At 46.0% G+C, this 25,015-nt stretch carries 18 protein-coding genes and 1 pseudogene; 8 read left to right on the plus strand and 11 right to left on the minus strand.

What is annotated here, in order from left to right:
• Nucleotides 1-51: 51 nt before the first annotated feature.
• On the plus strand, nt 52-1,284 hold the full coding sequence (locus ACZ2XM_RS02055) for a CaiB/BaiF CoA transferase family protein (RefSeq protein WP_490588548.1): 1,233 nt from the start codon (nt 52-54) through the stop codon (nt 1,282-1,284).
• 72 nt (nt 1,285-1,356) lie between these two features.
• Here the strand turns inward: ACZ2XM_RS02055 and ACZ2XM_RS02060 are convergent, their stop codons facing one another.
• Nucleotides 1,357-2,130, minus strand: coding sequence for an IclR family transcriptional regulator (locus ACZ2XM_RS02060; RefSeq protein WP_490588486.1), 774 nt, complete (start codon nt 2,128-2,130; stop codon nt 1,357-1,359).
• Nucleotides 2,131-2,443: 313 nt separating this feature from the next.
• Here ACZ2XM_RS02060 and ACZ2XM_RS02065 point away from each other — a divergent pair, with 313 nt between their 5' ends.
• From ACZ2XM_RS02065 to rtcR, 6 genes are all read left to right on the plus strand, one after another.
• On the plus strand, nt 2,444-3,937 hold the full coding sequence (locus ACZ2XM_RS02065; RefSeq protein ID WP_490610511.1) for an NAD-dependent succinate-semialdehyde dehydrogenase: 1,494 nt from the start codon (nt 2,444-2,446) through the stop codon (nt 3,935-3,937).
• Nucleotides 3,938-4,082: 145 nt separating this feature from the next.
• On the plus strand, nt 4,083-5,342 hold the full coding sequence (gabT, locus tag ACZ2XM_RS02070) for a 4-aminobutyrate--2-oxoglutarate transaminase (RefSeq protein WP_490588484.1): 1,260 nt from the start codon (nt 4,083-4,085) through the stop codon (nt 5,340-5,342).
• A gap of 382 nt (nt 5,343-5,724) precedes the next feature.
• On the plus strand, nt 5,725-7,164 hold the full coding sequence (locus ACZ2XM_RS02075; protein ID WP_490588483.1) for an APC family permease: 1,440 nt from the start codon (nt 5,725-5,727) through the stop codon (nt 7,162-7,164).
• Between the two features lie 106 nt (nt 7,165-7,270).
• Nucleotides 7,271-8,446, plus strand: a complete 1,176-nt coding sequence (locus ACZ2XM_RS02080; protein WP_490588482.1) for an iron-containing alcohol dehydrogenase — start codon at nt 7,271-7,273, stop codon at nt 8,444-8,446.
• A gap of 147 nt (nt 8,447-8,593) precedes the next feature.
• Nucleotides 8,594-9,487, plus strand: a complete 894-nt coding sequence (locus ACZ2XM_RS02085; RefSeq protein ID WP_490588481.1) for an SMP-30/gluconolactonase/LRE family protein — start codon at nt 8,594-8,596, stop codon at nt 9,485-9,487.
• A gap of 228 nt (nt 9,488-9,715) precedes the next feature.
• A complete protein-coding gene (gene rtcR, locus ACZ2XM_RS02090; RefSeq protein WP_490588480.1) occupies nt 9,716-11,431 on the plus strand; it encodes an RNA repair transcriptional activator RtcR in 1,716 nt (571 codons plus the stop codon).
• A 526-nt stretch (nt 11,432-11,957) separates the two neighbouring features.
• Here rtcR and ACZ2XM_RS02095 read toward each other — a convergent pair.
• The 6 genes and pseudogenes from ACZ2XM_RS02095 to ACZ2XM_RS02120 form a co-directional block, all read right to left on the minus strand.
• Complete coding sequence (locus tag ACZ2XM_RS02095; RefSeq protein ID WP_490588479.1) at nt 11,958-12,386, minus strand: hypothetical protein; 429 nt, start codon at nt 12,384-12,386, stop codon at nt 11,958-11,960.
• 522 nt (nt 12,387-12,908) lie between these two features.
• A pseudogene (locus tag ACZ2XM_RS02100) lies at nt 12,909-13,080 on the minus strand (DUF4236 domain-containing protein); the annotation flags it as partial.
• Between the two features lie 143 nt (nt 13,081-13,223).
• Nucleotides 13,224-14,495: a glycosyltransferase gene (locus tag ACZ2XM_RS02105; RefSeq protein ID WP_490588478.1), complete on the minus strand. Its 1,272-nt coding sequence runs from the start codon at nt 14,493-14,495 to the stop codon at nt 13,224-13,226.
• A gap of 161 nt (nt 14,496-14,656) precedes the next feature.
• On the minus strand, nt 14,657-15,538 hold the full coding sequence (locus ACZ2XM_RS02110) for a TIGR03915 family putative DNA repair protein (protein WP_490588477.1): 882 nt from the start codon (nt 15,536-15,538) through the stop codon (nt 14,657-14,659).
• A gap of 114 nt (nt 15,539-15,652) precedes the next feature.
• Nucleotides 15,653-16,921, minus strand: coding sequence for a putative DNA modification/repair radical SAM protein (locus ACZ2XM_RS02115; RefSeq protein ID WP_490588476.1), 1,269 nt, complete (start codon nt 16,919-16,921; stop codon nt 15,653-15,655).
• Between the two features lie 161 nt (nt 16,922-17,082).
• Nucleotides 17,083-17,628: a hypothetical protein gene (locus ACZ2XM_RS02120; RefSeq protein WP_490610512.1), complete on the minus strand. Its 546-nt coding sequence runs from the start codon at nt 17,626-17,628 to the stop codon at nt 17,083-17,085.
• Nucleotides 17,629-17,908: 280 nt separating this feature from the next.
• On the opposite strand from ACZ2XM_RS02120, the gene ACZ2XM_RS02125 reads away from it, so the two are divergent.
• Entirely contained in the window at nt 17,909-18,367 is a 459-nt protein-coding gene (locus tag ACZ2XM_RS02125) for a DMT family transporter (RefSeq protein ID WP_490588474.1), read from the plus strand.
• 56 nt (nt 18,368-18,423) lie between these two features.
• Here the strand turns inward: ACZ2XM_RS02125 and ACZ2XM_RS02130 are convergent, their stop codons facing one another.
• From ACZ2XM_RS02130 to carB, 4 genes are all read right to left on the minus strand, one after another.
• On the minus strand, nt 18,424-18,999 hold the full coding sequence (locus tag ACZ2XM_RS02130) for a hypothetical protein (protein WP_490588473.1): 576 nt from the start codon (nt 18,997-18,999) through the stop codon (nt 18,424-18,426).
• 189 nt (nt 19,000-19,188) lie between these two features.
• The gene (locus ACZ2XM_RS02135; RefSeq protein ID WP_490588472.1) at nt 19,189-20,025 is read right to left on the minus strand and encodes a hypothetical protein; all 837 of its coding nucleotides are present in this window, start codon (nt 20,023-20,025) and stop codon (nt 19,189-19,191) included.
• 418 nt (nt 20,026-20,443) lie between these two features.
• Entirely contained in the window at nt 20,444-20,920 is a 477-nt protein-coding gene (gene greA, locus ACZ2XM_RS02140; RefSeq protein WP_490588471.1) for a transcription elongation factor GreA, read from the minus strand.
• 622 nt (nt 20,921-21,542) lie between these two features.
• Nucleotides 21,543-24,809: a carbamoyl-phosphate synthase large subunit gene (gene carB / locus ACZ2XM_RS02145; protein WP_490588470.1), complete on the minus strand. Its 3,267-nt coding sequence runs from the start codon at nt 24,807-24,809 to the stop codon at nt 21,543-21,545.
• Nucleotides 24,810-25,015: the final 206 nt, after the last annotated feature.

A 25,015-nucleotide genomic window follows, 5' to 3' on the forward strand; every position in this document is an offset into this window, starting at 1 on the left:
TGATTTTAATAGCCAGGTTTAGATGTAGGTGAGATAAGTATGGATGCTGATATGATGCCAGAGAATGCTACTGACACTAAGACTAGCGAGCAACAAGCTGCTGCACCGCAAGCGCTGGCAGGGATTAAGGTGTTGGATTTATCGCGGGTTTTGGCGGGACCGACCTGTACGCAAGTGCTCGCTGATTTAGGGGCAGACGTCATCAAAGTAGAGCGGCCTGTGACCGGAGATGAGACGCGACATTGGCAGCCACCGACGTTTAAAGATGGTACCTCGGCTTACTTTGCGACCATCAACCGTAACAAGCAATCTATCACAGTAGATATGACCAAACCTGAGGGGCAAGCGCTGCTAAAAAGATTGGCGGCTGAGAGCGATGTGCTGGTCGAAAACTTCAAGGTAAGCGGGCTGAAAAAATACGGCCTCGACTACGAGTCTTTAAAAGCTATCAATCCACGCTTAATCTATGCCTCACTCACTGGCTTTGGTCAGACCGGTCCCGATGCCCATAAACCGGGCTACGATTATATTATCCAAGGGCTTTCTGGGCTCATGAGCATTACTGGGCCTGCCGATGGTGAGCCGCATAAGGTGGGGGTGGCCGTGGTAGATTTATTTTCAGGATTGCAGCTGACCATTGGTATCCAAGCGGCTCTGCTAGCCCGGCAGCATTCAGGCCAAGGGCAACACGTTGATGTGGCGCTGCTCGATAGTGCTATTGCGATGTTGGCCAATATCGGTATGAATCAATTGGCGACCAATACCACCCCGCCCAGACTGGGCAATGCCCATCCGAATATCACGCCTTATCAAGTCTTTGCGACCGGTGATAATAATCATTTCATCTTAGCTTGTGGTAACGATGTACAGTTTGGCAGGATTTGTGAAGCGCTAGGTCTAGAGCTGCATTTAGAAGAGCGCTATATGACCAACCCTAAACGAGTGGCCAATCGCGACACCTTAACTGCAGTATTTAATGAGGTCTTTGCCAGCAACACGCGTGAGCATTGGCTGGAAGTGCTGCAAGCCGCTAAGGTCCCGTGCGGTCCGATTCATAATGTGACCGAAGCCCTTGCCATGCCGCAGGTGCAAGCCCGCAATATGGTGGTGAGCTTTGCCGACAGTCCTATTCGGGTACTGGGCAATCCGATTAAGCTCTCAGCGACACCGGTGCAATATCGGACGCCGCCACCTGCTCTTGGGGAGCAAACGCAGCAGACTTTAACCCAATTAGGGCTGAGTGCGGCTGAGATTCAAACTTTGCAGGATCGGCAGGTCATTTGATGAAATAACAGGGTGAATAAGATTTATTAATAGAGCCTTATTCACCAATGCTTAGTAATAACTCCCTATGCCTTAAAGCTCAGCAGTGGTTTTAATCCCAAGGTTCTGTTTAATACCTTCCGCTAGTAATAATAACTCTTGGCTGACTTGATCCTTGTGCAATAGGTACTCGTCTTTTAAAAAGCTTATGGCCATTCCCGCTATAGGCTTGCCATAACTGTCGAGAATACAAGTGCCTATACAATACATACCCTCTCTTAACTGACCATCATCTAATGAAATACCCGTGCGTCTGACCTCATCGAGCTCGGCGTACAGCTTGTCTAAAGTATTGACGCTATAGCAGGTCATCGGCTTGGGCATAGCGCTAGCAAACATCTGCGCTAAAGTGGCGTCTTCAAAAGTGGCGAGCATAGCTTTGCCGGTAGCTGAAAAGGGCGCGGGTACCCGCACGCCAGCGTGAAAGGTAAAGCCTAGCGGAGCTGGAGACTCATGACAGGCTAGAAACACGACTTCATTACCATCGAGTTTAGATAGGGTGACAGTGTGTTTTAGCAAGATAGGGTGGTGAGTGATTTGCTCATGAAAAACTTGGATGAAGTTATGCTGTTGCTCATATTTACCCGCCCAATACAACAGATAGGAGCCCAATTGAAAGCGATTATCTCGGTCTTTAAACACCAAGTGTTTGCCCAATAAGCTCTGCAAAATATTGTGCGTACTGCTCTTTGGCAGCTCAAGTTGGGTAGCTATCTCTGCAGAAGTTAAAGGATAGGGGCTAGTGGTGAGTAAGTCTAAGATAAGGCACATTTTATCTATAGCAGGCACAGTAACGGTAGCTTTCAAAATTAATATCCTATAACCAGTAAATAAGTCGTAAGCAAAAAAAACTAAATAAAAGTAAATCAGTAGCAATTGGCTATTGCAAAGCGCCTGATAAGCACCCTATAATAAACCTATTCCATATATGAGATACGGATTCAGTATATTGAATTAGTATAGTCGGTTAAGACTACGGATAGGATTAAAAGTGTGACTGGGAAGTTGCGTAAAGCCATAACCCCTCCTGACACCTTGATACCTAAACACCTATCCTCTCTAAGCTATGACTCTATTTATGCGCACCTGTTAGATGCACCTGCAGTGACAGCGCTGCGCAATGATAATAATTAACACAAGGAGTGTTATCGTGATTACCCTTAAAAATACCTCACTACTCAAGTCTCAGTGTCTGGTCGGCACTGCCGATACGGGCTGGATCGATGCCGCTGATAATAGCCTCATTGATGTCATCAACCCTTTTAATGGCGACAAAGTGGGCGAGGTGCCAAGCTTAAGCAAAGCTCAAGTTGAGCAAGCCGTCAATGCTGCTTATGAAGTGCAAGTTGAATGGGCCGCCAAAACTGCTGGCGAGCGCAGCCAATTGCTCAATAAGTGGGCCGATCTAATCGACGAAAACTTAGAAGACTTAGCTGTATTAATGACCGCTGAGCAGGGCAAGCCACTAAAAGAGTCGCGTGGTGAAATTGGCTATGCCAACAGCTTTATCCGCTGGTTTGCCGAGGAAGGCAAGCGCATCTATGGCGATACTATTCCTGCGGGCAAGACCGAACAGCGTATTACCGTATTAAAGCAGCCAGTAGGGGTGTGTGCCGCTATTACCCCGTGGAACTTCCCGGCAGCTATGATTACTCGTAAAGCAGGTCCGGCGCTAGCAGCAGGCTGCACTATGATTGTTAAACCTGCTACGGAAACCCCATTATCGGCATTGGCTCTCGGTGAGCTGGCTATTCAAGCCGGTATTCCTAAAGGCGTCTTGCAAGTCGTCACGGGTAAATCTTCTGTCGTCGGCGAAGTGCTAACTCAAGACAACCGTGTCCATAAGCTGTCTTTCACGGGCTCTACTGAAGTCGGCCGCACGCTGATGGCGCAATGTGCTGATACTATCAAAAAACTCTCTTTAGAGTTAGGGGGTAATGCTCCCTTTATCGTGTTTGACGACGCCAATTTAGAAAAAGCGGCTGATGGGTTAATCGCAGCTAAATACCGCAATGCAGGTCAGACCTGTGTGTGCGCTAACCGTATCTATCTACAAGACAGTATCAAAGAAGAGTTCCTCGATATCTTCGTCAAAAAAGTCAAAGCTTTGCAAGTAGGCGATGGCATGACAGAGGGCGTCGATATTGGTCCTTTAATCAACCAAAAGGCGTTAGATAAGGTCAAAAGTCTATTACAAGATGCCCTAGATAAAGGCGCAAAACTCATCACCGGTGGTCAAGAAGACGACGCTTCTAAATTAACCTTTGAAGCTACGGTCATCAGCGACATCACTGAAGATATGGACATTGCTTCCGAAGAAATCTTTGGCCCCATCACGTCTATCTTTACCTTTAGCGAAGAAGCGGAAGCCATTGCCGCGGCCAACGATACTATCTATGGTCTCGCAGCATATTTCTACAGCCAAGATTTAGGCCGCTCATGGCGTGTCTGTGAAGGCTTAGAGTACGGTATGGTCGGTCAAAACACCGGCTTAATCTCTACGGAAGTAGCCCCATTTGGTGGCGTAAAACAGTCTGGCTTTGGCCGTGAAGGCTCGAAATATGGTCTAGAAGAATATGTGGTTACCAAATATTGGTGCCAAGATATTAGCTAAGGACTGACTTAAGGTCTCTTAGCTGGCGGTTTAAGTTGCCATGCTGGCTAGGAGGTCGACATTAATACAGGCATATGTAGACCTGTAACCCAAGCGATTCATTCACAATAAATTATCATTACTATCTCTGTAAAAGGATGTCACTATGAGTACTCTCACTAATAAATCTCTACTTGAGCGCCGCCAAGCTGTCCTGCCTAAAGGCTTAGGCGTGGCTTTCCCTATCTTCGCTGAGCGTGCTGAAAATGCAGAGCTATGGGACGTAGAGGGCAACCGCTATATCGATTTTATTGGCGGTATCTCAGTACTAAATACTGGCCATACGCACCCTAAGATTACCCAACGCGTGCATGAGCAATTGGATAAGTTTTCTCACACGGCTGCCCAAATCGTCAACTACGACAGCTATGTCACCTTGGCAGAAAAGCTATGTGAAAAAGCCCCTATCAGTGGCGCTAAAAAAGCCGTCCTCTTTACTACCGGCGCTGAAGCGGTCGAAAACACCATCAAGATTGCTCGTGCTAGCACCAAACGTCACGGCGTTATCTCATTCGTCGGCGGTTGGCATGGTCGTACTATGATGTGTATGGGTCTGACCGGTAAAGTCATTCCTTACAAAAACAACTTTGGCCCTATGCCAGCCTCTATCCATCATGCCGCCTTCCCAGCGCCAGAGCTTGGCGTGTCTGAAGAAGAAGCATTACGCAGCTTAGACATGATTTTCCAAGCCGATATCCATCCAAGCGATGTGGCAGCGATGATTATAGAGCCTGTCCAAGGTGAGGGTGGCTTTCACCAAGTGACGCCTTCTTTTGCAAAAGCCCTGCGCCAAATTTGCGACGAGCATGGCATCGTATTGATTTTTGACGAAGTACAATCAGGCTTTGGTCGTACCGGCACCTTATTCGCTACTGAGCAATTGGGCGTTGAGCCGGACTTGATGACCAGTGCGAAGAGCTTGGCAGGTGGTTTCCCTATCTCTGCGGTGATTGGTCGTGCTGAAATCATGGACGCGCCACAACCTGGTGGCCTAGGCGGAACGTATGCCGGTAACCCATTAGCCTGTGTCGCAGCCCTAGCCGTTATGGAAGTGATTGAAGAAGAAAATTTACTTGAGCGTAGCCAAATTCTAGGCGACAAAATCGCTGGTTTCTTAGCCGATTTAAACAGCCCTAAGATTGGCAATATTCGTCATAAAGGCGCTATGTTGGCCTTTGACTTGGTCGATAGCGAAGGCAAGCCAGACCCTGCCACCGCTGCGGATCTAAAAAATGCCGCTTTTGCTCAAGGTCTACTGCTAGCCTCTTGTGGCCGCTATGGCAACTCTATGCGCATCATGGTGCCATTAACGGTATCGGATGCAGTATTAGAAGAAGGCTTAGCGATTATTAAAGCTGCGCTATAGGCCGCTGTAAATTTTTAAATAGATAAGTCCGTAAGGGCAGGTGTTATAAGGAGCTACTACCTCACAAGTAGGCCCCTTCAGTTGATAGCATCCTGCCCTTTTTGCCCTCTAAAATCGCATAATTTTGCATAAATAGGGCGCAGTTAACGCTATTACCGCAGTTAACACTATTACCGCAGTTAACACTATTACTGCAGTTAACGCTGTTACATTGAAAAATTACATTGAAAAAATGCGTCACAGGATGTTGATGCATTCTCTGACTGACTTATGAGCTATACCCAGTATCTCTATAGCTACTTTCACTATTTGAAATATATAGAGCCCTGATATAGCAGACTATGACTTAAATTAAAATGAAATCATAAGCAAAGGAATGATTATGTCTGGATTAAAAAAATCACTCGGCAAGCTCGATATCATCGCCCTGGCTTTTGGCGCTATGGTGGGCTGGGGCTGGGTAGTACTCGCAGGCGGTTGGGTTATTTCGGCCGGTATTTGGGGGGCTATATCGGCCTTCATATTAGGAGGTTTCGCCGTTATTCTAATTGGCGTGACCTATGCCGAGCTCGCAGCCTCTATGCCCTTAACCGGTGGGGAACACACCTATACCCATAGAGCATTAGGCGTGCATATCTCCTTTATTTGCTCTTGGAGTATCCTCTTCGGCTATCTGTCCGTCGTGGCTTTCGAAGCGGTTGCCTTACCCACGGTCGTCGAATACTTTATCCCCAATTATAACCAAGGCCTGCTGTGGAATGTCGCGGGCTGGGACGTCTATGCGTCTTGGGTCGCCGTCGGTATGCTCGGCTCGGTGTTGGTCACTTGGTTGAATATTCGCGGCGTCGCGGTCAGTGCTTGGTTCCAAAAACTGGCGGTAATGGGCATTATGTTCGTCGGTTTGCTACTATTTATCGGTGCTATCCTTTATAGCCCAGAAAACTCTACCGCAGTACAGGCACCAGCCTTTATCGGTGGCATTGGCGGTATGATGGCGGTCATCGTCATGGTGCCCTTCATGTTTGTTGGCTTTGACGTGATTCCGCAGGCCGCAGAAGAGATTGACCTGACCCGTCCTGCTATCGGTAAGTTTTTGATTATCTCGTTAGTGATAGCGGTTCTTTGGTACATCGGCGTGGCTTGGAGTGTAGGCCGTACCTTACCGTTAATCGAAGCACAAAACTCCACCCTAGCTACGGCAGACGCTATGACCAATGCTTGGGGCGGTAAATGGGCAGGTATCTTACTGGTCGTCGGTGGCGTCTTAGGTATCCTATCCAGTTGGAATGCCTTCTTAATTGGCGGCAGTCGCTTACTTTATGCCATGGCTCAATCCCACATGTTGCCGAGCTTTTTGGCCAAAATTCATCCAAAATACAATACCCCCGTCAACGCTATCTTATTGATTGGTGGTCTGGCCACACTAGCGCCTTTATTCGGACGCAAAATGTTAGTTTGGATTGTAGATGCTGGTGGGTTTGGGATTGTTATCGCTTATACATGTGTCGCCATCTCTTTCTTGGTGCTGCGTTACCGCGAGCCGAATATGGTGCGTCCGTTTAAAGTCCCTGCAGGCAAGCCAATAGGATTTTTGACCGTCATATTAAGTTTGGGCTTGCTCATTTTGTATCTCCCAGGCATGCCTTCAGCGTTAGCCGGTATCGAGTGGTGGATCTTCTTGGGTTGGACCGTGTTAGGTATTGCGCTTTATAGCTATGCTACAGCCAAGCAACCGGGCAAGAGCAAAGCCTTTATGGATGCTGAAATTGAAGCACTGAAAAAGCATAATATTGAGTGGTTAAAAGAGAATAACTTGATGTAGGTAATAGCCATCAAGAACTACAATAATTAGCAATTGGACCCAGTTATCTTGTTAGTATGATGATTGGGCTTTTTTGCCTTAAACGGTTTCGAACAAGGAATGTTCAATGTTAAATATGACTTTTTTGACCGCCCCAAAGATAGTCTGTAAATCTGGTGGGCTAAGCGATGAGCTTGGCGCACTGGCTTTGAGCTTATTATCAAAACAACCTACTGAACCAGCAGCTTTGATAGTGACGGATCCCGGTATCACGCAATGCGGATATGCTGAGCAAGCCGCAGAGTCCCTACGGCAAGCGGGCTTTACTGTGGCTATATACGATCAAGTACAAGCAGATCCGCCTTATAGTGTCGTCCGTGAAGCCGTCGCTGTAGGTCAGGATATCAATGCAGATGTCGTGATTGGTTTGGGTGGCGGCAGCTCCATGGATACGGCTAAGATCGTAGCGTTAGCGATGCACTCTAGCCAGTCATTAGATGACATGGTGGGTGTGGAGCAGGCCACTGGTGAGCGCTTGCCGTTAATTGCTGTGCCTACTACAGCAGGCACTGGTTCCGAGGTAACTTTTGTCTCGGTATTAACAGGGGATGCTGGCGATAAAAAAGCTATTTATTCTGCAAAATTACTGCCTGATATTGCTTTACTTGATGCCACGCTAACTGTGGGTATGCCGCGTCATGTGACGGCCGCTCCTGCGCTTGATGCAATGGTCCATTGTGTCGAGGCCTATACCAGTCGCACTAAAAAAAATCCTATCTCCGATGCCTTAGCTATCAAAGGTTTGCAACTATTAACGCAGAACTATATGACGGTTCTCGAAGACGGGACAAACCTAGTGGCGCGTGAAAATATGCTGCTAGGCTCAACCTTGGCTGGCATGGCTTTCGTCAATGCTTCAGTAGCGGCTGTACACGGACTGTCTTACCCTTTGGGCACTAGGTTTCACGTCCCTCATGGTCACTCTAATGCGCTCGTCATGGGACCAGTATTTCGCTTTAATATTGCAGCTGCCAGTCAGCAGTATGCGGAATTAGCCCAAGTTATCTTGCCCCAGCAAAGCTTTACTGATGAGGTCGCGGCAGCACATGCTTTTGTCGATACGTTAGAAGGCTTTCTCGAACAAAGCGGTATGCCGACACGACTGAACGAGCTTGGCGTGGTTGCAGCAGACTTGTTGCCAATGGCTACCGAAGTTGTGGAAAAGATTGCGCGACTAATAGCCACGAATCCGCGAGATATGACAGTGGAAGATGTGGAGCAAATTTATCGCAGCGTTTTATAAAGCTAGCTTTTATATCCTTAGCTTGTATACGACTAGCTTTATCAAAGTAACAAATGGAATAAAGAATAAGTGACATCTATCGAGATTTAACCAGTAGAACCAAACAAGCAGGATCGCTTATATTACTTAACATAAGGAAGATTTATTATGAGTCAACGTGAATTCAAAACTTTAGCCACAGGCTTTACTTATACCGAAGCGCCAAGATGGCGTGATGGTAAGTTGTGGATATCAGATTTTTATACCAAAGCGGTTTATGCCATAGATTTAGACGGTACGGTGACCACAGTGGCTGAAGTACCTAACCAACCCTCAGGCTTGGGTTGGCTGCCCGATGGGACGATGCTAGTCGTCTCCATGAAAGATAAAAAAGTCATGCAGATTAATAAGGACGGTAGCCTAACAGAGTATGCCGATTTATCCGGTATTGCTAAGGGCTATTGCAATGACATGTACGTCGATGAAGTAGGCCGTTGCTACGTGGGCAATTTTGGTTTTGACTTGATGAATGGCGGTGATATGGATACCGCCCGTCTTATCATGATAGACACAGATCGTAGCTTAAAAGTGGTAGCCGATGAGTTGTATTTCCCAAATGGGACAGTTAGAAGCCCAGATAAAAACACCTTAATCGTTAATGAATCCTTTGGTAATAGAGTCTCGGCATTTGCTATTTTAGAAGATGGTATGTTGGGTGAGCGGCAAGATTGGGCGGTGTTTGGTCCGCTAGCGACGGGTCCTAACTTTGGAGATTATGCCGCTGCTTCAGTCGTTGCACCTGATGGCTCATGCATTGACGCGGAAGGCGCGGTTTGGATTTCTGATTGCTTAGGGCAACAAGCGATTCGGGTAAAAGAGGGCGAGATTGTAGAGACCATTGATTTAACTTCTCATAACGTTGGTACGTTTGCTTGTGAGTTGGGTGGCGAGGACGGTAAGACACTATTTTTATGCATTGCGCCAGATTTTGATGAGCATAAACGTATTGCGGCTCGTGAAGGTGAAATTTGGACCACCCAAGTCGCGGTGCCAGCGGCATAATTTACTTATAAATTAAGTCTTTTCACTATAAGTAGGCAGTATTGATAAGAGAAAATCCTTATTGATATTGCCTATTTTTTTGCGTTGTGCTTCTTTAAAGCCAGGATAGAGATACTATCTAAATGTTTTTAAACCATTAATCATAAAAATTCAAACCCAACGAAAAATAACTATCCTCCTATAAATATAACTATAATCAGAGCAGTAATTTTAAAATAAAAGAATACTATGACCAATAAAACTGCAGTCATCGGCTTCCTCGGCACCACCTTAGACAATGGCTATAATGATAAGCGCTGGCAACGTTGGCGCCCGACGGTCAGCCTATGTTTGCACGATGATATGCTCGTCGATGAGCTGCATCTGTTATATAGCAAACGCGATAAGCAGCTGTTCGATATTATCGTAGCGGATATTGCTTTGGTCAGTCCCACTACGGAGGTGATTGGCCACGATATCAAACTAGAGAGTCCTTGGGACTTTGCCGAAGTCTATGCCGAGCTGTATGACTTTGTCGCTGACTTTGCCTTCAATGACGATACGCAATATTTGCTACACCTGACCACCGGTACCCACGTTGCCCAGATTTGCTGGTTCTTATTGGTAGAAGCGGGCTTTATCCCTGCCGACTTGATTCAGACCTCGCCCTGTCCCAAACCCGAGCAAATGGATCCACAAGGGCGCTATCAGACCATTGATTTGGATGTGTCACGCTATGACACTTTGCGTGAGCGTTTTGAAGCGGAGAAGGCACAACATTGGCAAACGCTACAAGCCAATCTAATCACGCAAAATGCCGCTTACCAACAACTGATCTCTGATATTGAAAAAGTAGCCACGCGCTCAACTGCGCCAATATTATTAATGGGGGCGACAGGGGCAGGCAAGTCGCAATTGGCTACGCAAATTTATGCGCTAAAAAAAGCCAGTAACCACACTACGAGAACGGCTAAAACCACGGAGCAGAGTAAATATACGCTAGGTAAATTCGTCGAGGTGAATTGTGCCACCCTACGCGGTGATGTCGCTATGAGTGTGCTGTTTGGTCATGTTAAGGGGGCATTTACCGGAGCCGCTAGCAGTCGGGACGGTTTATTAAAGTCGGCTGATGGCGGGTTGTTATTCTTAGATGAAATCGGTGAGCTTGGTTTAGACGAGCAAGCGATGTTATTGACCGCTTTAGAGGAGCAGCGTTTCTATCCGGTCGGTAGCGATACGCCGGTCAGCGTGTCTTTTCAGCTGATGGCGGGTACCAATAAAGACTTGCGCCAAGCAGTAGCGGATGGCGAGTTTCGTGCCGATTTATTTGCTCGTTTGAATACGTGGACGTTCTTTTTACCGTCGCTAAAAGACCGCTTAGAAGACCTACCTGCCAATATCGATTATGAGCTGGCTAGATTGGGCAGTGAGCAACAGCAGCAATATCGCTTTGAGCCTGCCGCGCGGCAGCGCTATGAGACTTTTGCTACTAGCCTTGATGCGACTTGGCAGGGAAATTTCCGTGACCTAACCGCCAGTATGACCCGGCTAACGACCTTAGCGGACAGTAAGGTTATTCGCGTGGCGGATGTCGAGGCAGAAATTGAGCGATTGTGTCACCTGTGGGCACTACCAAATAATAGCACGCCTGGCTCAAAAAATAGCCTAAGTAATAAGAAAGCAGATAGTCATTTCAATACTGATTTTAATACGCAGCAAATAGAAACAGCGAGCGATGCTTTACTTGAGCGGTATGTCGAGGAGTCTGTATTAGACATCATCGACCCTTTCGAAGCGGTACAGCTTGCCTATGTGATTGGGGTGTGTCAGCAGCATAAGAATCAGGCAGCAGCCGGGCGTTATCTCTACGCTAACTCGAGAGAGCAGCTAAAAAGTCCTAACGATAGCGATCGACTGCGCAAATATCTACTCAAGTTTAGTCTAAGATTTGATGATCTCAACTAGTTAAAATTAGCTAAAACCAGTTAAGCTATTGGCTAAATTTAATTTATATCGAGTAATGTTTAGGGGTATCAAATCAGTAGCACTATATAGGGTTATTACCTTTGAATATTATCTATACAAATGTAAGCATTAGCGTACAACATTTTGAGCCTTTAGCTGCTATTCACCCACCTCGTTAATCACTACAATACATCCATCAACACAGGGATATGCATGGATGCAGTGTTGAAGTAGCAACGCTAGATGGTTGCTGCTACGGACCTAGGATAGGTCACCAAGGAAGAGAAAATAATAATAACAACATCATGAAGCGCCCAAAACCCGAACCCATCGCCCTAGGTTCGGGTTTTTCTTTGTGTGTATATTTTTTATTTATAGAAGTTAGATATTGAAATAGTTTAATTAAGATACATCATAAGAGGTTTTTTAAATATACGTTTTTATTTTTATAAGATTTAAAAAACCTCAGAGAATTTTAAATTTCTGAGGTTGGTAAAGTGCTTCTTTTAAAAATAATGATGGTAACTTATCTTTGAGCATAAACTTTCAATCGATAAATACAGTAGCTAGTACTACAGTTATACATTGTGGTCTTGATAGTATAGTTGCCTGAGTAATTAGCTTTAAAATTCGTCACGGCTAAATAGCTACTATCATTATCTTTACCTACTGTGTCGCCATATTTATCAGATACCTCTACGTCTATGTCTCCACAATCGTCATCACACACTGCTGCAACAGCATAAGTAGTGCCAGCAGAACCTTGCATAGTACTATTGGCTGAAGAGGACTTAGTTAATTTGCTGCTGTAATTATTACTTTGAGTAGGGTAATAGCCGCTACGAGCCATTAAAGCGTCAATGGCTTCTATTTGTTCTGCAGTGGTTAAAGCTAAAGCAGATGGCATAGTTAAAGATACTATTAATATAGATACGAAAGTCTTTAGTGTTTTCATGACATTCTCCCTAAAAACTATTAATACTCCCTGTATAAAATAGCTATGATATTAGTCGAAAAAACATCTAAAAAATACAATAGCTATCGCCTGTCACACTCTTATATAATTTATTTTTATAATCAAGGTAATTATTATTTATATAATATACTATATACTCCATAAATCACTGTTTGACAAGAAGAAAATTTCGATAAAAGCGCTTTAATTAAATTTTATTAGTTATAGTGAAGCTTCCAGTCTTCTAACTCATAAAACCAACAACCACAATCAACAACCAAACAAAACTAACCACCCTAGAAGTTACCGTATAGCCGTCTCTCAGCGTAAACCAAGCAAAGATATAAGGCATAAAAAATATCCCCATACCCAATAAGAAAGTCATGCGACCTTGAGCCACGACTGGATTATTGTGTGAAGGATTTTGCTGATTATAAATAGGTAAGGGCGGTTGGCTAGGATGTCGCTCGACTCTAGGCGGTGAGCTGGTCTTGCGAGATGGTTTATTATGGGCGGAATAGCTAGAATGGGACAGGCCACTACCGGGAATGCCGACCGTGGTGCGCGTGCCTTTTTTATTAATATTAACGGTAGCGCCAGGACGACCGACCGATAAACTAGACAGTCCTTTTTTGCTGATATTAATGCGGACGCCAGGTGCTATCTTGATACTTTTTCTAAATCGGTACCCCATAAGACCTCCATTATCCTAGAGTAGGGCCTAATATAAATGCCTAGAGATAAACGCTAGGCCATATGGTTTTTATATAGTTTTATTGGTATTAAAATGTCAGTAACGCTCATCATGGCAAATAAGGGTTTTAACGAGTTAAGACTCTAAATTTGTCTCTCTACAGCTTTTTGCTCAGGAGCTATTTTTCCAATATTGGTTTTGCCCACTACTGGTTTCTCAAGCCCTTTTTTATCCCGAGGTTGGTTCTCTAATGCCTTCTTCTTTGGTTTCTCTGCAGGGGCATTCTCTGCCTGCCGCTCCTCATACATCTGCTGATAGACCGCGAAAGTCTCTGACACCATTTGCCGCATGGTAAAGGTATCGGGCATGGTAGGCCGTGTCACGCTCTCTAATTGGTTGCGCACAGCTTTGCACAGCGCCAAGGCATTATGACGTTTGACCAAGCCTAGCGGATATAGGGGCTGTAGGATTTCAGCAAAAGCCGCTTTTTCCCAACCGATGACCGGCGTCCCTAAGTGTAGTGCTTGTAAGGCATTAATCCCAATCGACTCGGGCTGATTTGACAGCGCCAAGACGATATTCGCCGCCGATAGCCACTCGCGATTGTCATTGCGCTTACTGCCCACGAAGGTAATGCGATCTTCTAAACCTAGCGTAAAGACGCGCTGACGAAACTCTTGATACAGCAGCTCGCCATCATCGCGGTCCTCATCCATGATAATCACATGAATATTAGGGAACTGCTCTTGTAGATTGCCCAAAATATCTATCAGCCACTCCTGCCCATATTCAGGACCGATAATGGTAGGGAAGAGCAGCCATTTTTTATGCTCAAGCTCAGGAAACTCTGCAAAAGTACGCCGCAGCCAATACACAGAAGGGTTGTGCCGATAAGGGAAACGGCGGGTATCGACACCGCGATAAATACGCACGACATTTTTGACCTGCAGCCCGGTATGTTTAATCCCCGTGATGAGGTAATCCCGCACACTATCCGAAACCGTAATGACCGTATCCGCCTTAAGCAGGGGGCGCGAGTATTTATTAATCGGATAAAAGCCGTACATGGTGGAGACAATCTTGGGAAAGGCTTTGACCCGGGCGCCTTTAAGCGCAAAATGCAGCACCCACGCAGGGGTACGCGAATGCACATGGATGACATCAGGGTTGTATTTTTCGATGAGCCGGCGTAGCGGTACCACTTGCAGCAGTGCCCACCATGACTTTTTGGGCATATTCAGCTGATGATAAATCGTGCCATCGCGTTTGAGCCTAGTCACCAACTCATCGTCTTCATCGGCACTGGCGATAATGATGGAGGTGTGGCCATTTTTAATCAAAGCTCGACCCAGATGAAAGATTCCGCGCTCGGATTCATCGTGTTTTAGGGAGGAGAGCAGGCGCATCACTATCATAAGAGGGCTTTGAGAGACTTAAAGACTGTCATTGTCAGATATATCCACAAAAAACTCAACCTTCTTCACTGTGCGGCAAGGTTATAGAGAGTTAAGTAAGGTTTTAATAAGGTAGCAGAGCATTATTTTCGCAGCGATGAATGGTGTTCTTGTCCATCAGACTAGCGGCGTTTTTGCAGGTGGGCCGCATCAGGCAAGACTTGTTTTTCACTGAGGTATTTCCAATAGCGCTGCGGCAAGTATTGCTTATGCAGGCGTGGGTTTTTGCGCTCGGAGATATTCACGTTTTTAAAATATCCTTGCCAAAACTTTTGATAGCGCTGCTCATTGGGGCTGTGCACGCTAGTGGGGTCATGCAATACGGACTCGTCGACATCGGTAATCGTCTGTAGGGCAGCAGGCCGTGAAGGGGTGCTGAGACTCTTATCGTAATAAATACCATAGCCACGATACAGGTCATAAATAGCCCAGTGTTGGTCTTGGTAGCGCTGCCGAAAATGCTCACCGATTAATGGTAAGACATTAAAGTCGGGCTCTACGCGGGCGAAATAAATATCTTCAGTGGTATGCTCAAAACGCACAAAGGCTTCCATGCGGTGCTTTTCTCGACCGACTGACTTAACCGTTTGCGCCAATTCTAAAACATCCATATGGCCTAAATCTTGTAAGACTTGTCGTTTCGGATAGTCGATAGCATATTTCACAATGCGAAACAACGTGGTGCCAATATCGTCTTTTTCGGATAAATAACCCCAAAGTATTTGCCGAATACCTGATTTGCCTACTAGCATATTTAGCTTAATAAGTACTCGTTCGGCATGCTCGTCATTACAGGGCACGCTTACGCAATTGTCTATCAAGGAGGGTACGTAGTCGTCTTCCGCAAAAAGTCTTAGCGTGGCATCTGTTTGCAGCTTATTGGCATAAACATAGAATACGGCGCTGAGCCACCCCTCAAAACTGGACTCATACAACACGATGCTGGGTTTTAGGTCTCCGATAGCATAGTTGTAGTTTTGGGAGGAGGGGACAAGCAACGACATATCGTAATCCAAGGCTAATGGCTAATAATTAAAGACAGAGCGTATTAAGCATTATGAGGTTAATAAAAGCTTTCAAGTTCATAAGAGTTCTAAAGTCTCGTGTTGCAAATAATTCTAGAACAACGCCAACTGGCCGCTACGTTGGTCTTTAAATTTGGTTTGGGTCTGCGCAAGCACAAACTGGCGGAAGTTATCGCGGGTCAGATGCGCTAAGTGTTCATTTTTACCCGTGGTCGCAATAAAGTACTTCGCTCGGTTGACCGCAGCCCCCATCTTTTTTAAATGCTCTAGGGTAATTTGATTAAACCTACGCGCCTTCATGATTTTCTTAGCCGTCTTAGTGCCGATACCAGGGATGCGGACAATCATCTCTAACGAGGCGGTCTGAATATTCATCGGGAAGTGCTCGCGATGACGAATCGCCCAAGCTAATTTTGGGTCACAGTCTAAGTCTAGAAAAGGCGAGTCCGGCTCAAGGATTTCGTGGGCACCAAAGCCATAAAAGCGCATTAACCAATCGGCTTGATACAGGCGGTTTTCGCGCACCATCGGCACTGGCGTACCAATTGCAGGCAGGCGACTGTCGGATAACATCGGCACGTAGCCGGAATAATAGACGCGCTTGAGACTGTATTCTTTATAGAAATGGCTGGATAGCTGGATGACTTGCAAATCGGTCTCGTTACTAGCGCCGACAATCATCTGACTGGTCTGACCGGCAGGGGCAAATTTAGGCGCTTTTTTATGGGTCTTACGGCTTTCTTTCAGTGTGATGATTTCAGTCTTGATGGTTTCCATCGGGGCTTTGAGTTGCTCGTGGGTCTTCTCTGGTGCTAGTAATGCCAAGCCGGATTTAGTCGGAATTTCGATGTTGACGCTTAAGCGATCTGCATACAACCCGGCCTCTTTGAGCAACTCTTCCGAAGCGCCAGGAATGGTCTTAAGATGGATATAGCCGTTAAAGCGTTCGCGGGTGCGGAGAATCTTAGCGACCTCGACCAAACGCTCCATCGTATAGTCGCCACTTTTAAAGATACCGGAGCTTAAAAATAGCCCTTCGATATAGTTGCGGCGATAAAATTGCATGGTCAAATCGACCACTTCTTCGACACTAAATGCCGCACGCGGAGTGTCATTACTCTTACGCGAGGTGCAATAGGCACAGTCGTAGATACAATGATTGGTGAGTAGAATTTTGAGGAGGCTGACGCAGCGGCCATCTTCGGTATAGCTGTGGCAAATGCCGGTTTTGGAAGCATCACCGAGACCACCGCCTTGATTTTTGCGGTTGCCGCCTGATGAGGAGCAAGACACATCATACTTAGCCGCGTCTGCTAGGATGTTGAGTTTGCCTTGTAACCTTTCATAATTGATGCTTGCCATAATAGGAAATTACCAACAGTTGATAGGGTCCTATTTTACCAAATTGGCGGGTTACTCTACGTAAGTTTAGCGCAAATCCATAAACTAGACGACAACTGCTGTCGCCAAAGCTGCTTTCATCTGCTAAAAGATACCTTCTGTTTTTCTTGATTAAATGCTTGTTAATTAACCGCTTGGCAAGGGTTGGGAAGTATAAATTTCGGCTGGCGGGCCATAAAATTACGCACAGCCAACTGACTATCTTTGTTGAAATCTAAGGTGTACTTTAGGCCGGCTGGGGTATATGAAGTGCCCACTGTTTTTGGTAGATCGATAGTCTTATTAGAAAAGAAAGGCCGCGCTACCCATAGCATTTTTGTTTGATCATATTCAGCGGTACAGCGACTGGCGACGTCATAAGTAAACCACCAGCCAAAGTCCTGATCTTGATGCCCCCGGCCAATTAAGGTATTGCTACCGCAGTAATTGCCACAGCTGAGGTGCATAAGGTAAGTATCGTTATCCAGTTGTTTTAGCGTCGTACGATACCAAAGCGTAGCGGGGATATCGTCCATGACGATGGTCTCGCGCACCTGACCATCCGCCAGTCGCTCACTCTTTAGCACATAGCCCTCTTCGCAACTCATGCCATCCTCGTCTTGAGGGCTCACTTCGCGGCAGACCTTAGTCACATAAAAACTATCATCGAATACAGGTTCTGCGGTCACCGTTCTTGCTTGGGCTTGGCTACCTAGCAAAATGAGACCAATTAGGCAAATTGAGGGTATTACTGATATTAAACGCGATGTTAAAATAAGGCGAGCTGTAGTCATAAGTACGGACTTTCAATAGAGGACGTTAATGGGGAATCATATAGTAACTGACTGATAGTTAGTAGCAGGCTGATATTTAAGAGCAGACCTATATTCCTTGGCTGCTCTCTATTCTTTAGCGGGTTACTCTATAGATTATTAATGAATTACTGAAATAAAAATATGATGAGGTGTGATGAAAATATTACCTTACGTGTTAATCAGTTTGCTCGGTGGCGCCATCGTGCCCATTCAACTGGCCATGGTCAGTGCCTTTCGAGAGGCGACAGGGGCAGAGCAAATTCAAGCCACTTTTTATCTGTACGTTGGCGGGGCTATTGCTTCCCTAATACTGGCGTATCTAATGAGCGGCGGCATCAAACCACCCAATATGAGTGCAGCAAGTTGGTGGATGTGGTTGCCAGGCTTGCTAGGTAGTTTTTATATTCTCTTTATGTTTATCGCAGCGCCCAAGATTGGCTCGGCGAGTACCTTGCTTTGGGTGTTTTTGGGGCAGATGTTTTTTGCGGTATTAATTAGTCAGCTAGGGTGGTTTGGCTTAGAGACGCGAAAACTGGATATTTATAAATTAGGCGGCTTAAGCTTAGTGGTCATTGGAGGGTTATTAATGATCTATGGTGAGGCAAAGTCGTAAAGGACAGGTCGTTATCTAGTTCTTCTAATTCTAGAGGCTATGAGCACAGTGCTACCTTAAATAAAAATCTGCTCCGCCACCAATCCCAGTACCAAACCACCAGCCATACCCGCGACGCCAAGCAAAATCAGAGGAATCGCCAGAAAGGTCAAAAACTGCGACTGACTCTCACGAATCTCCAGCGAGTATTTACTCGTATCCATATCAGGTAAGGGGAGGGCAGTACCCACTAGTCGTAGCACACTAGAGATGCTGGAGCCCGCTACTAATGACATTTCATAATTACCTTTGGGCGCATGGAAAGTAAAGATCTCCATTTCCCCGTTAGAGAAACTGTTGCTACGTGGCGACATTATTGAGCGATGTATAGGAATCACTTCCCCAGTGACCGTATTGCGGATATGCGGTCTAAACTTAGCCAGTGGGGTTTTCTTAAGCATCGGCCCCTTTTGCCAAATGGAATGATACCCGGCTTTAGCAATGGTAAATGCACCGACGTTATCATTATAGGGCAGCCGCAATAAAACCTGCCCATTAAAGGCGCTGATTAGAATTTTAATAGCCTTAATTAAAATCAGTAAGCCTAGAGGAATTAGAGTAAAAAATAAGATTCTATAAGTTAAGATGCTCATATTATGGTTCTATTATTTTATAAGGAATCAAGACTAGGTTTCGATATTATTCAATCTACCATTTATCTAGTCATTATTCATATAACTTATTATTTTTAATAGAAAAAATACCTTGTCAAAATAAGGCTCCCATAAAAAAAGGCCTTGAGTTCTCAAAGCCTTTATAGGGAATAATTCTTGACCTAAAAACTATTGTACTTTCGCCCGCATAGTCACAGTCTGTTTCGCATTGGGCGCTAAATCCACTAAGTCCCATTTAAGACCCGTATAGTTCTCTTGAATCACCGTGGTATTGCCCACTTGGCTAATGGTCTGATAGCTGTTGCCGCCAGTCGTGGCTAGGGTAGTGATAGGGCTATTCAGCGAGACTAATTTAACGCTATTCGGTAGCGATACCGTCGCATTAATATTGCTCACAGGCTGTGGCGTAGTGTTGATATAAGTGGTTTGGTATTCGATCACATCACCAGGCGCGACATGGTTGGCCGGCACTGCAAATTCTTTGCCCGTGCTGTCTTTTAATATCTTCATGACCTTGGTTTGCGCATTGACCACGTTGGGCGTGCTAAACGTCGGCGTCAACTGCAACGTGTCTAGCGCAACTGTGGTCGTTAATTGATTGGTCACAGCAGGCGCAACGGGGGCTACCGCTACTTGTTGCACAGCGACTTGTTGTACATTTTGTACCGGCATAGGCGCACTCACTATCGTAGCCGGCGCGTTGGCTACTGACACGGTGGTACCTACTGGCGCATTCACCACGGCAGCCCCTTGTACGCTATAGCTATAACGCGGAACGTTGGTCACCTGAGTGATCGCATATGGCATGCCATTGCGCATAGTAATGCCATTGGGGGTCGCAGTAATAGTGGCAACCTGACCATTCGAGTATTGCTCAACCATAGTGGTACTGCCCGTGACGGGCTGCACTACGGTCACATCGGGAGCAGCATGGCTTGCAGTAGCGGCTAGCATCAGGCTTGTGCCTAAAACAGTTAGAGCAGTTGAGCGAGTAGATAAGGTCATGAGACGGTCCTTGTAAGCATTAAATAGCATGTTATCGTTTTATATGAATTTTACGTCCTCTAAAAAGCTATTATGCCCCGAGCTTAGAATGGGTAATAGGCAGCGTTATGTAAATAGGCATAGGCTTTTGCTAGCGTACTGTAAATCTTAGGAGCGCCGTGTTATAGAAAACAGCGAATATAAACAACTGTTTAGCAGCCACGAGAGCATCATGCCCTCTCCTTTTTGTAAAGCTGCTTTATAAGTCACTGTGCTTTACGCGTTAGTTAATTTGCTTAGTTAAAAACTATAAATAAAACCTGCAGGCATAAAAAACGCCCCAGACAGGACTCAGTAATGACTGAACTTATCTGGAGCATCCTTTGTAACTGACTATTATAGGCGTAGCTAACGATGAATCAGCTAAGTCTCAAGCCTATTACTCGTAAATCACTTTCATGATTTCGTATTCGACCACACCGCTTGGGGTCTCGATGCGTACTTCATCGCCTTCAGACTTACCAATTAAGCCACGCGCGATAGGCGAGTTGACTGAAATTTTACCAGCTTTAAAGTCGGCTTCGTCATCCCCTACGATTTGATAGGTCTTTTCTTCTTCGGTGTCCATGTTTTCAATAACGACGGTCACGCCAAAGATGACACGGCCTTCACGAGGTAGGGTAGCAGGATCGATGACCTGAGCACCCGAAAGCTTGGCTTCGATATCACGAATACGCGCTTCACAAAACCCTTGCTGCTCACGAGCGGCATGGTATTCAGCGTTTTCTTTTAAGTCGCCGTGTTCGCGAGCTTCAGCGATAGAGGCAGTGATACGCGGGCGATCGATTGTTTTTAGCGTTTTTAACTCAGCTTCGAGTGCAGCGTGCCCTTGTGGGGTCATTGGATAACGTTGCATAGTAATTTCCTTAACTATTTAATAATAACAATCTGACAAAACGCACATGACTAAGGCAGTCCTCGTAACAGTGAGCGACTAGCTTGGTGTTTTACGACTTGGTCAGGTTAGATAAAAAAGACAAAACAGAATAGTGCTGATTCTGGGCAAATTAACTATAGGACACCTTTATTATAGGTCTCATTATCAGTGGTGATTTTTGCCGCAGACATAACAGAACACCCCAAATCATTGGGGTGTATTAGCAATATAATTTAAATAAGGGTATGAGTATCAGAGCATTAATATGTCTCTATAGCCCTATTATACTCAAACTAATGAGGATGTGCTACATCTCAAATCGACTATTATAGTAGCAGCTTTCACAGCCAGTGAATAGCGGTAATTCTGGCCATTATTCGCTAAATACTGACCGAAAAGTCGCTGCTTAACGGGGTATGAAAATAGGCTTGAGCTTCATAAAAACAGTTTAGCTAGCAAGATATTTGCCCAAGCTTATACCCATTTAACCAAGCGGATAATAAGAAAGAAGCGCCTGACCAGCAGACGCTTCTTTTGATAGAGCTAGGTTTATTTTATAGGCAACTGGCTAGCCTATATTTTTTATACCAGTAGCTTGGACTTATAGCGCTTTAGCTTGCTCATGTAAGTCTTGCAGCTTATAGACCTCAAATGGTAGCTGTACGGCATAAGACTTACAAACGGCATCCGCTGCGCCCAGAGTGGTCACATAGAACACTTTACCTTGTAAGGCGTTACGGCGAATAGAGAACGAGTCCTCTTGCGCTTGCTTGCCTTCAGTGGTGTTTAGGATGATATCAATTTCGCCATTTTTGATAGCGTCTACGATATGCGGACGACCTTCGGTGACTTTATTGATTAGCTTGCTGTCTACGCCATGCGCTTCGAGTACCTTTTGCGTACCGGCTGTCGCTACGATTTTAAAGCCATAATCGCTCAGCTGTTGTGCGATAGCGACGACGCTTTCTTTATCGCTATCACGTACTGAGATAAAGGCCGTCTTAGTTTCGCCTTCTTGCGGCAGACCTGGTAGACGCTCACCGGTACCGATGATGGCTTTATAGAAAGCTTCGCCGAAAGTTTTGCCGACGCCCATGACTTCACCCGTTGATTTCATCTCAGGGCTTAATACTGGGTCAACGCCAGGGAACTTCGCAAATGGGAAGACCGCTTCTTTTACCGAGAAGAATGATGGGACGATTTCTTGAGTAAAGCCTTGGTCTTTCAAGCTAGTGCCAGCCATACAACGGGCAGCGATTTTAGCCAATGACGCGCCGATGCACTTAGAAACGAAAGGTACCGTACGGGCAGCACGTGGGTTCACTTCCAAGATATAAACCGTCTCGCCTTTTACAGCAAACTGGACGTTCATTAGACCGACTACGCCTAGCTCTTTCGCCATAGCGACGGTTTGCGCACGCATCACATCACATAATTCTTCTGATAATGAATACGGCGGTAATGAACAGGCAGAGTCACCAGAGTGGACGCCCGCTTGTTCGATATGCTGCATGATGCCGCCAATCACGACGTCCGTACCATCACAGATACAGTCGACATCGACTTCGATAGCGTCGTCTAAGAAACGGTCTAGGAGCACAGGCGCTTCGTTTGAGGCTTGTACGGCAGTACGAAGGTAATGTCTTAACTCTTCTTCGTTATAGACGATTTCCATAGCGCGGCCACCCAATACGTAAGATGGGCGTACCACTAATGGATAGCCTACGTCTTTGGCTTTAAGCAGGCCATCTTCTAAGCTGGTCGCTAGTGCGTTGGTAGGTTGCACTAGGTTAAGCTGTTGGATCATATGCTGGAAGCGCTCACGGTCTTCAGCGCGGTCGATAGCGTCTGGTGAGGTACCGATGATATTCACGCCAGCGGCTTCTAAAGCACGGGCGAGTTTCAATGGGGTCTGACCGCCGTACTGCACGATCACGCCATCTGGTTTTTCGATACGGACGATTTCTAGCACGTCCTCTAAAGTGATCGGCTCAAAATACAGACGGTCTGAAGTGTCATAATCGGTAGAGACGGTCTCAGGGTTACAGTTGACCATGATGGTCTCGTAGCCGTCTTCGCGCATTGCCAATGCCGCATGGACACAGCAATAGTCAAACTCGATACCTTGGCCGATACGGTTGGGACCGCCACCGATAACCATGATTTTCTTTTTGTCCGTCGGGTTGGCTTCACACTCTTCATCATAGGTCGAGTACATATACGCCGTTGAAGTAGCAAACTCGGCCGCACAAGTATCCACGCGCTTATACACAGGATAGATGTTTAAATCCCAACGTTTTTTACGCAGTTGCTTTTGTGATACACCCAGTAGAGTCGCTAAGCGTAAGTCCGATAAGCCTTTACGTTTAAAGCGGCGTAAGTTATCCGCATTAAGACCGCCAAAGCCTAGGGCTTTCACACGCTCTTCGGTCGCTACGATATCTTCGATTTGTACCAAGAACCAAGGGTCGATGTTGGTTAGCGTGAACACGTCATCAACGCTCATACCCAAACGGAAAGCATCTGCGATGTAGTAGAGACGTTCTGGTGTAGGGACGGTTAGGCGATTCTTAACATCCGCCATAGCTTTGTCTTTTGATAATTTGCCGTCTTTGATAGCAGCAAAGTCGATTTGCTCATCAAAACCATTCGCGCCTGTTTCCATACCGCGGATAGCTTTTTGCATAGACTCTTGGAAGTTACGGCCAATCGCCATGACTTCGCCCACTGACTTCATCTGGGTCGATAGGATGTTGTCCGCTTGTGGGAATTTCTCGAAGTTAAAACGTGGAATCTTGGTGACGACGTAATCGATAGCGGGCTCAAAGCTCGCAGGCGTTTTGCCGCCAGTGATGTCGTTTTGTAGCTCATCTAGGGTATAACCGACCGCTAGTTTCGCTGCGATTTTGGCGATAGGGAAACCGGTCGCTTTTGAGGCTAGTGCTGACGAGCGTGATACGCGTGGGTTCATCTCGATGACGACCATACGGCCGGTATCAGGGTTAATACCAAACTGTACGTTAGAACCACCGGTTTCAACACCGATTTCACGCAGTACCGCCAATGAGGCATTACGCATGATTTGGTATTCTTTATCCGTCAACGTCTGCGCTGGAGCGACGGTGATTGAGTCACCGGTATGCACACCCATTGGGTCAAAGTTTTCAATGGTACAGACGATGATGCAGTTGTCGTTTTTGTCACGAACCACTTCCATCTCGTATTCTTTCCAACCAATTAATGACTCATCGATAAGCAACTGATGGGTAGGCGATAGGTCAAAACCACGCTCACAAATCTCGATGAACTCGTCGCGGTTATAAGCGATACCGCCGCCTGAGCCGCCCATGGTATAAGAAGGACGGATAATGGTAGGGAAGCCAAGTTTCGCTTGAATCTCAAACGCTTGCTCCATCGTGTTGGCAATATCAGCACGCGGACATTCTAGGCCAATACGCTTCATCGCTTGGTCAAATAAGTCGCGGTCTTCTGCCATTTCGATAGCGTCTTTACTCGCGCCAATTAATTCACAACCGTATTTTGCTAATACACCGTGCTTGTCTAATTCTAGCGCACAGTTCAAGGCGGTCTGACCACCCATCGTAGGCAAGATAGCATCTGGGCGTTCTTTGTCGATGATTTGCTCAACCGTCTGCCAAGTAATCGGCTCGATATAAGTGGCATCTGCCATGGCCGGGTCAGTCATGATGGTCGCTGGGTTTGAGTTGACCAAGATGACTCGGTAACCTTCTTCTTTGAGGGCTTTACACGCCTGTGCGCCTGAGTAATCAAACTCACACGCTTGCCCGATGACGATAGGGCCTGCGCCAATGATTAGAATGCTTTTTATGTCGGTACGTTTTGGCATGGCGTATTTAAATCCTATTTGGCGAGTTAATAGTTATAGCGGTAGTTTTTATAGGGGGTGGCATAAAGCGCTATGGGACAGCCTTTTGCTACTATAAATACTATCTATAGTCGTTATATATGGGGTCGAGCGGGTCGTTTTATAACGGTCTTAACGGTCACTAGAAATATGACTATTATCTATAAGTGGTTAAGACCGTAACTCCA

The organism is Psychrobacter sp. CoH-33_TS_01 (assembly GCF_058189395.1).

Bases quoted from the DNA above. Each gene is read 5' to 3' on its own strand.
- ACZ2XM_RS02085 (WP_490588481.1), top strand. From the start codon at position 8,594: ATGAGTCAACGTGAATTCAAAACTTTAGCCACAGGCTTTACTTATACC.
- gabT (WP_490588484.1), top strand. From the start codon at position 4,083: ATGAGTACTCTCACTAATAAATCTCTACTTGAGCGCCGCCAAGCTGTC.
- ACZ2XM_RS02065 (WP_490610511.1), top strand. From the start codon at position 2,444: ATGATAATAATTAACACAAGGAGTGTTATCGTGATTACCCTTAAAAAT.
- ACZ2XM_RS02080 (WP_490588482.1), top strand. From the start codon at position 7,271: ATGTTAAATATGACTTTTTTGACCGCCCCAAAGATAGTCTGTAAATCT.
- ACZ2XM_RS02125 (WP_490588474.1), top strand. From the start codon at position 17,909: ATGAAAATATTACCTTACGTGTTAATCAGTTTGCTCGGTGGCGCCATC.
- greA (WP_490588471.1), bottom strand. From the start codon at position 20,920: ATGCAACGTTATCCAATGACCCCACAAGGGCACGCTGCACTCGAAGCT.
- ACZ2XM_RS02095 (WP_490588479.1), bottom strand. From the start codon at position 12,386: ATGAAAACACTAAAGACTTTCGTATCTATATTAATAGTATCTTTAACT.
- ACZ2XM_RS02055 (WP_490588548.1), top strand. From the start codon at position 52: ATGATGCCAGAGAATGCTACTGACACTAAGACTAGCGAGCAACAAGCT.
- ACZ2XM_RS02075 (WP_490588483.1), top strand. From the start codon at position 5,725: ATGTCTGGATTAAAAAAATCACTCGGCAAGCTCGATATCATCGCCCTG.
- ACZ2XM_RS02130 (WP_490588473.1), bottom strand. From the start codon at position 18,999: ATGAGCATCTTAACTTATAGAATCTTATTTTTTACTCTAATTCCTCTA.
- ACZ2XM_RS02115 (WP_490588476.1), bottom strand. From the start codon at position 16,921: ATGGCAAGCATCAATTATGAAAGGTTACAAGGCAAACTCAACATCCTA.
- ACZ2XM_RS02105 (WP_490588478.1), bottom strand. From the start codon at position 14,495: ATGATAGTGATGCGCCTGCTCTCCTCCCTAAAACACGATGAATCCGAG.
- carB (WP_490588470.1), bottom strand. From the start codon at position 24,809: ATGCCAAAACGTACCGACATAAAAAGCATTCTAATCATTGGCGCAGGC.
- ACZ2XM_RS02135 (WP_490588472.1), bottom strand. From the start codon at position 20,025: ATGACCTTATCTACTCGCTCAACTGCTCTAACTGTTTTAGGCACAAGC.
- ACZ2XM_RS02110 (WP_490588477.1), bottom strand. From the start codon at position 15,538: ATGTCGTTGCTTGTCCCCTCCTCCCAAAACTACAACTATGCTATCGGA.
- rtcR (WP_490588480.1), top strand. From the start codon at position 9,716: ATGACCAATAAAACTGCAGTCATCGGCTTCCTCGGCACCACCTTAGAC.